The sequence below is a fragment of the Streptomyces silaceus genome (assembly GCF_001419745.1).
Classification (GTDB): Bacteria; Actinomycetota; Actinomycetes; order Streptomycetales; family Streptomycetaceae; genus Streptomyces; species Streptomyces silaceus.
The window spans coordinates 20,858-27,937 of the sequence record NZ_LIRJ01000223.1 but is presented as its reverse complement, the minus strand read 5'-3'; the positions used below and the strand labels follow the sequence as shown (position 1 = coordinate 27,937).

The window sequence follows — 7,080 nt, the reverse complement described above, 5'->3', positions numbered from 1 at the left end:
GGCCCACCTCGTCCGCCCTCGCCGGGAGCGCCGAGAATGACGGCCCCCACCCCCCTCCGGAGGTACTCATGACGTACGGGAAGTCCTTTACGAGAACCCTCACGAGAACCCTGACGGCCGCCACCTTCGCGCTCACCCTCGGCCTCGGCGGCGCGGGCGGCGCCACCGCAGCCGTCCCCTCCCCCACACCCGGCGAACTGCGGGCTTACGACATCGGGGCGACGTACGTCTCCGGCGTCTCGTCCGGCGGCTACCTCGCCGACCAGCTGCACGTCGCGCACTCCGCCACCTTCGAGGGCGCGGGCATCTTCAGCGCCGGTGCCTACGACTGCGCGCAGGGCAGCGTCAACACCGCCCTGTATGCCTGCATGGACACGTACATGCCGCGCCGGACGCCCGCCCAGCTGGAGCAGCTGACCCGGGACCGCGCGGCGGCCGGCCGCGTCGACCCCGTGGCGAACCTGGCGGGCGACCCGGTCTGGCTCCACCACGGCGGCAACGACCAGACCGTCGACCGCGCGGTCAACGACGATCTGGCCACGTACCACCGGGACTTCGGCGCGAACGTCTCCTACGACACGTCATCGGCGGCGGGCCACGCCTGGGTCTCCCCCCTGGGCGAGGTGGCCTGCGCGAGCACCGCATCGCCGTACGTCAACAACTGCGGCGACGACCCCCAACGCGCCATGCTCACGCACCTCTTCGGCGCCCCGGTCCAGCCCGCCACGACCGCACCGCTCGACGGCACGCTCGTCCGCTTCGACCAGAACCGGCACGCGCCGGGCGGCAACGCGGCGGCCGTCAGCATGGGCAAGGACGGCTTCGCCTACGTGCCGAAGGCGTGCGACTCCGGCACCGGGGGCCCGTGCCGCCTCATGGTGGCGCTGCACGGCTGCCGGCAGACGTACGGCCAGATCGGCGACGCGTTCATGCGTCAGGCCCATCTGAACGAGTACGCCGACACCAACCGCATGATCGTCCTGTACCCGCAGGCCACCACCTCGCTCGACAACCCGCGCGGCTGCTGGAACTGGTGGGGCTACGGCGGCGACACCCACTACGCCGACAAGAGCGGCAGGCAGATCACCGCGATCATGAGCATGGTCCGGCAGTCGGGCGGCTGAGCCTGATCCGGCAGTTGGCCGGCTGACCGGCCACGCCCGTGGCCGACCGGCGTCTCCTCGGCCGACCGGTGCCTCCTCGGTCGGTCACGCCGCCGCGGGCTCGGCCGGGCGGGCGAAGAACGCCCTGCGGTACTCCCCCGGCGACACCCCCACCTGCTTGAGGAAGTGATGGCGGAGGTTGTTCGCCGTGCCGAGGCCGCTGAGCTCGCCCACCTTCTCCACCGGCAGGTCCGTCGACTCCAGGAGGCTCTGGGCCCGCGCGAGGCGCTGGTTGAGCAGCCACTGCAGGGGCGTCGAGCCGGTGGCCGCCTGGATCCTGCGGTAGAAGGTGCGCGGGCTCATCGCCGCGCGGCGCGCCAGGTCGTCGACCGTCAGCGGCCGGTCAAGGCGGGCGCGGGCCCACTCCAGTACGGGCCCGAGCCCCTCGTCGTCCGTCTCGGGCACGGAGAGGTCGATGAACTGGGACTGCCCGCCGGGGCGGTGGGCGGGCACCACCATGCGCCGGGCCAGCTGGTTGGCGACGTGCGCGCCGAGGTCGCGGCGGACCAGGTGGAGGCAGAGGTCGAGGCCGGCGGTGAGTCCGGCGCTGGTCAGGACGTCGCCGTCGTCCACGTAGAGGACGGAGTCGTCGACCTCGACCTGCGGGTGGCGGGCCGCGAGCTGGGCGGTGTGCATCCAGTGGGCGGTGGCCCTGCGGCCGTCGAGGAGCCCCGCCTCGGCCAGCGCGAAGGCGCCCGTGCAGAGCGAGACCATGCGGGCGCCCGCCGCGTGCGCCCGGCGCAAGGCGTCGGCGAGCCCCGGCGGCAGCGGCGCGCCCTCGTCGATGCAGGCGTCCGGCACCGAGGTCACGACGACGGTGTCGGCGCCGACGAGGTCGTCGAGGCCGTAGGGGGTGCGCAGGCCGAACCCGAAGTCGGCGCCGCCGACGTCCCGTTCACCCGTGGCACACAGCCGCAGGTCGTACCAGTGGTCGGACAGGTCGGGCTGCGGCTTGCCGAACACCGTCAGGGGGATGCTCAGTTCGTACAGATCCCAGGACGGGATCCCGATCTCATCGGCCACGACGACCGCGACGGAACCAGCGCTCATCTCCCCGAGCGTACGTCCCCCGGAGCGCCCGGCGGGCACCGTCGACGACTGGCAGGAATTTGGTGATCGCCGTCATCACTGTCACTGTCGACGGCGCCCGACCGCTGCGAACGTGGTCCCCATGAACGCCACCACCAGCAAGAACGCCACTCCCGTCACCGTCATCGGCCTCGGCCTCATGGGTGCCGCCCTCGCCTCCGCCCTCCTGGACCGCGGCCACCCCACCACCGTCTGGAACCGCTCCCCGCAGAAGGCCGAGCCGCTGGCCGCCCGGGGCGCGCGCGTCGCCGCCACCCCCGAGGAGGCCGTCGCCGCGAGCGGGCTCGTCCTCGCCTGCGTCCTCGACTACGACGCCCTGCGCGCCGTACTCGAACCCGTCGCCGAGGCGGGCGGCCTCACCGGGAAGTCGCTGGTCAACCTCACCTCCGGGGCGCCCGAGCAGGCCGAGGAGATGGCCCGTTGGGCGGCCTCGCACGGCGCCGAGTACCTCGACGGCGGCATCATGACGACCCCGCCCGGCGTCGGCAGCCCGGAGATGATGTTCCTCTACAGCGGCTCGGAGGCCGTCTTCGAGGCCCACCGCTCCACCCTCGCCGCGCTCGGCGACCCGCTCCACCTGGGCACGGAGCCGGGCCTCGCCTCGCTCTACGACTCCGCGCTGCTCGGCCTGATGTGGGCGACGTTCACCGGCTGGCTGCACGGCACCGCCCTGGTGACCTCGCAGGGGACGTCGGCCGAGGACTACACGCGGGTCGCGCTGCGCTGGCTGAACGGCGCCGTCAACGTGTTTCTGTCGACGTACGCGCCCCAGGTCGACGCCGGGAAGTACCCGGGCGACGACGCCACCGTCGACGTACAGATCGCGGCGATCGAGCACCTGATCCACGCCGCCGAGGCGCGCGGCATCGACAACTCCCTGCCCGAGCTCCTGAAGTCGACGATGGAGCGCACCGCCGCGGCGGGCCACGGCCAGGACAGCTACGGCAGCGTGATCGAGGTGCTGCGGGGCACGTCCCGGAAGTAGTCGCCGGGGCACGACCGGGCCATCGCCGCCGGGGCACGGCCCGTGCGTGGGGCGCTGGAGACAGATCATCGAAAACGCCCCACGCCGCGGCGGGAACAGAGAGGATGGACCGGAACGATTCGCCGGCCCGGGGGAGCCATCCATGAACCGTCCGCTGCGGCACATAGCCGTCTTCTGCGGGATCCTGACGCTCGCCCTGCTGCTGCGGGCGACCTGGGTGCAGTTCGCGGAGAACGACGAGCTGGCGAACCACAAGCAGAACCGCCGCGTGCAGATCGAGGCGTTCTCCCATCCGCGCGGCGACATCATCGTCGGCGGCAAGTCCATCACCGGCTCCAAGGAGACCCCGGGCTCCGACTTCACGTACAAGCGGGTCTTCAAGGAAGGTCCCATGTACGCGCCGGTGACGGGCTACTTCTCGCAGGCCCAGGGCGCCACCTTCCTGGAGGGCGTCCACAACGGCATCCTCAGCGGCAACGACGACCGGCTCTTCATCAAGCGCACCCTGGACATGCTGACCGGCAAGAAGCAGCAGGGCGGCGACGTCGTCACCACCATCGACCCGAAGGCGCAGAAGGCCGCCTACGACGGTCTGGTGAACCTGAACGCCAAGGGTGCCGTCGTCGCGCTCGACCCGCGCTCCGGCAAGGTGCTCGCCCTGGCCAGCACGCCCTCGTACGACCCCTCCGTCTTCGCGGGCATCTCGACCGCCGAGGGCAAGAAGTTCCAGGAGCTGGGCAAGCGCAAGGACAAGCCGCTGAACAACCGCGCGCTGCGGGAGATCTACCCGCCCGGCTCCACCTTCAAGATCCTCACGGCCGCCGCGGCCCTGGAGCACGGCGTGGTGACGGACGTCGACAAGCCGACCGGCGCCCCGACCCCCTACAAGCTGCCCCTCAGCTCCACCCGCATCGGCAACGACGTGCCGGACGCCAACTGCGACAAGGTCTCCGTGAAGACCGGCATGCAGTGGTCCTGCAACAACGTCTTCCTCGACTTGGCGCACAAGCTCGGCAAGGACAAGATGCGCGAGACGGCCGAGAAGTTCGGCTTCAACAAGGAGCAGTTCATTCCCGTACGCGCGGTCGCCAGCAGCTACCCGGACCAGCTCGACCAGCCGCAGACCGCGCTGACCGGCATGGGCCAGGGCAGCCTGACCAGCACCCCGCTGCAGATGGCGATGGTCACGGCGGGCATCGCCAACGACGGCAAGCTCATGAAGCCCTATCTGGTCGAGGAGCTGCGCGGCCCCGACCTCTCGACGATCGAGAAGGCCTCCCCCGACACCCTGAACCAGGCCGTCTCCGAGAAGACCGCGAAGACGGTGCAGGACATGATGGAGAACACCGTCGAGAACGGCACGGCGAACAAGGCGCGGATCGACGGCGTCACGGTCGGCGGCAAGACCGGCACGGCCCAGCACGGCGCCAACGTCAGCGACGAGCGTCCGTACGCGTGGTTCGTCTCCTACGCCAAGAACGACGACGGCGAGTCGCCCGTCGCCGTCGCCGTCTTCGTCGACCCCTCCGACATGGACATCGCGCGCGAGGAGATCGCGGGCGGCAAGCTGGGCGCGCCGATCGCGAAGGCGGTCATGGAGGCGGTGCTGGAGCGGTAGCCCCGGGGCGTTCCGGGCGGGACGTCGTCGTCGGGCTCACGCCTGCCACGGGAGCGGGCGGCTGTGCAGGACGTCGAGCCGGGAGACCGCGCGGGTCAGGACGACGTACAGCCGGTGGAGTCCGCGCGCCTCGGCCTCCGCGACGGCCGCGGGTTCGACGGCCACCACGTGGTCGTACTCCAGGCCCTTGGCGACCGTGGCGGGCAACAGCGTGACCCGTGCGCCCAGTTCGTCCGGCCCGGCGGCCTCGATCCCGGCGGCGTCCAGTGCGGCGCGCAGCCGGTCGACGTCCGCGTCGGCGGCGATGACCCCGATGGAACCCTCGCGCCCGAGCGCGCCCCGCACCGCGTCGACGGTGGCGGCGTCGACGTCCGGCACCTCCTGGACCCGCAACTCCCCGTCCCCGCGCATCGAGCGGGCGGGCGGCACGTCCACGTCGAGCCGGGCGAGGAGTTCGTTGGCGAGGCCGACGATCGCGCGCGGCACCCGGAACCCGGTGGTCAGCGGGGTCACCGTGGCGTCCGGCTTGCCGAGGTGGGCGAGCAGCTCGGGCCAACTGCGCGCCGCCCAGGGGGTGGTGGCCTGCGCGAGGTCGCCGAGCACGGTCAGCGAGCCGAAGTCGGCGCGGCGCGCGATCGCCCGGCACTCCATGGGTGAGAGGTCCTGCGCCTCGTCGACGACGATGTGGCCGTAGCCGGCGGGGCGTTCGAGGAGGCCTTCGATCTCGTCGAGAAGGATCAGGTCGGCTGCGCTCCACTTCGCGGACTTGTACGAACGCGGGGGCTTCGCCCACAGGAGCGCCGTCTGCTCCCCGGCGTCCAGGACGCCGTCGGCCGCCGCGGCGAGCGCGTCCGCGTCGGTGAACAGGGCGGCGAGCACCTCGTCGGCCCGGACCTTCGGCCAGGCGGCGTCGACAAAGGCGCTGACGGGGCGGGCCCTGCCGATCTTCTGCAGCCAGGTGTTGTTCTGCGGCCCCGCCCGGCGCTCGGCCTGCTCCTGGATGGTCCGCACGACCCGGTTGCGCACGCGCTCGCGCCCCACGGCGTAGGGCGGTTCCTCCTCGCGTACGTCCTCGATGATCCGCTCCAGCTCCCCGAGCGACACCCGCCAGCGGTACGAACCGTCCGGCACCGCGAGCGAGTCGGCGGGCTCCGCCACCCGGGAGTAGAGCGCGCGGCGCAGCACCTCGGCCATCCGGGCGTCGTGCTTGACGACGGCGGCGGCCTCACTGTCACGGGCCCGCACCGGGTACCGCCCGAACTCGTCCCCCACGGTCGACTGCCGCACCCCGGTCTCACCGAGGGAGGGCAGCACCTCGGCGATGTAGCGCAGGAACGTGCGGTTGGGGCCGAGGATCAGCAGTCCGGACCGCTGCACCCGCTGGGGGTGGGTGTAGAGGAGATACGCGGCGCGGTGCAGGCCCACGGCGGTCTTGCCGGTGCCGGGGGCGCCCTGGACGCAGACGGACACGGCGAGTTCACCGCGGACGAGGTCGTCCTGCTCGGGCTGGATGGTGGCGGCGATGTCGCGCATGGGGCCGACGCGGGGCCGCTCGATCTCTCCGGCGAGGATGCGGCTTCGGGGGGTGTGGCCGCCTTCCGTCAGAAGCTCGTCCTCCATGCCGGTGAGGTCGGCGGAGTCGCCCTTGCTGCCGGGGGCCCAGCCGAACCGGCGGCGGACGGCGACGCCTTGGGGGTCGCGGGCGACGGCCTGGTAGAAGGCGCGGGAGACGGGGGCGCGCCAGTCGACGACCAGGGGCGGGGCGGAGGGGTGCTCGGTCACGCGCAGGCGACCGACGTGATAGCGCTGCCCGCGGTGATCGCCGGCGCGCTCGCCCTCGGGTCCGGCGTCCGCGAAGTCCAACCGGCCGAAGAACAGCGGGGCTTGGGGCAGCTCGCGCATCGCCTTGGCGTGGCTGCGGAACTCGTATCCGAGCACTTCGGCGTCGGCGCCGGACGCGGACACGTCCGCTCCTCCGACGACCCGCTCCTCGGCTCCTTCGACCATGCCGGCGAGGGCGGCGCGGCAGGCGTCGTGGTAGCCGCGCTCCTGGGCGAGGGCGTCGGTGGTGGTGGCGGAGGAGGCAGAGGAGGAGGCGGCGGAGGCGGTCGCGGTGGCGGAGGCCGCGGTGGCTTCGGTCGCGGTGGCTTCGGTCGTCGTCATGCCGACCACAATAATGTAACCAAGTTAAATTTGTAACCGAGTTCCATCAGGGCCTACACTTC

General features: G+C 72.2%; 5 protein-coding genes. 3 read left to right on the top strand and 2 right to left on the bottom strand.

Annotated elements, in window-relative coordinates; all coding sequences use genetic code 11:
* Positions 1 to 68 precede the first annotated feature (68 nt).
* The gene (locus tag AOK22_RS21580) at positions 69 to 1,124 is read left to right on the top strand and encodes an extracellular catalytic domain type 2 short-chain-length polyhydroxyalkanoate depolymerase (protein WP_055700345.1); all 1,056 of its coding nucleotides are present in this window, start codon (positions 69 to 71) and stop codon (positions 1,122 to 1,124) included.
* Between the two features lie 84 nt (positions 1,125 to 1,208).
* Here the strand turns inward: AOK22_RS21580 and AOK22_RS21575 are convergent, their stop codons facing one another.
* Entirely contained in the window at positions 1,209 to 2,213 is a 1,005-nt protein-coding gene (locus tag AOK22_RS21575; RefSeq protein WP_055700344.1) for a GlxA family transcriptional regulator, read from the bottom strand.
* A gap of 121 nt (positions 2,214 to 2,334) precedes the next feature.
* Between AOK22_RS21575 and AOK22_RS21570 the strand changes: the two genes are divergently transcribed.
* Together AOK22_RS21570 and AOK22_RS21565 are read left to right on the top strand one after the other, a co-directional pair.
* On the top strand, positions 2,335 to 3,237 hold the full coding sequence (locus tag AOK22_RS21570) for an NAD(P)-dependent oxidoreductase (RefSeq protein ID WP_055700343.1): 903 nt from the start codon (positions 2,335 to 2,337) through the stop codon (positions 3,235 to 3,237).
* A gap of 142 nt (positions 3,238 to 3,379) precedes the next feature.
* Positions 3,380 to 4,855 carry a peptidoglycan D,D-transpeptidase FtsI family protein gene (locus tag AOK22_RS21565; protein ID WP_055700342.1) on the top strand — a complete coding sequence of 492 codons (1,476 nt, stop codon included), beginning with the start codon at positions 3,380 to 3,382 and terminating at the stop codon, positions 4,853 to 4,855.
* 36 nt (positions 4,856 to 4,891) lie between these two features.
* On the opposite strand, the gene AOK22_RS21560 is transcribed toward AOK22_RS21565, so the two are convergent.
* Positions 4,892 to 7,018, bottom strand: coding sequence for a HelD family protein (locus AOK22_RS21560; RefSeq protein ID WP_079036732.1), 2,127 nt, complete (start codon positions 7,016 to 7,018; stop codon positions 4,892 to 4,894).
* Positions 7,019 to 7,080: the final 62 nt, after the last annotated feature.

Bases quoted from the DNA above. Each gene is read 5' to 3' on its own strand.
- AOK22_RS21560 (WP_079036732.1), bottom strand. From the start codon at position 7,018: ATGACGACGACCGAAGCCACCGCGACCGAAGCCACCGCGGCCTCCGCC.
- AOK22_RS21575 (WP_055700344.1), bottom strand. From the start codon at position 2,213: ATGAGCGCTGGTTCCGTCGCGGTCGTCGTGGCCGATGAGATCGGGATC.
- AOK22_RS21580 (WP_055700345.1), top strand. From the start codon at position 69: ATGACGTACGGGAAGTCCTTTACGAGAACCCTCACGAGAACCCTGACG.
- AOK22_RS21570 (WP_055700343.1), top strand. From the start codon at position 2,335: ATGAACGCCACCACCAGCAAGAACGCCACTCCCGTCACCGTCATCGGC.
- AOK22_RS21565 (WP_055700342.1), top strand. From the start codon at position 3,380: ATGAACCGTCCGCTGCGGCACATAGCCGTCTTCTGCGGGATCCTGACG.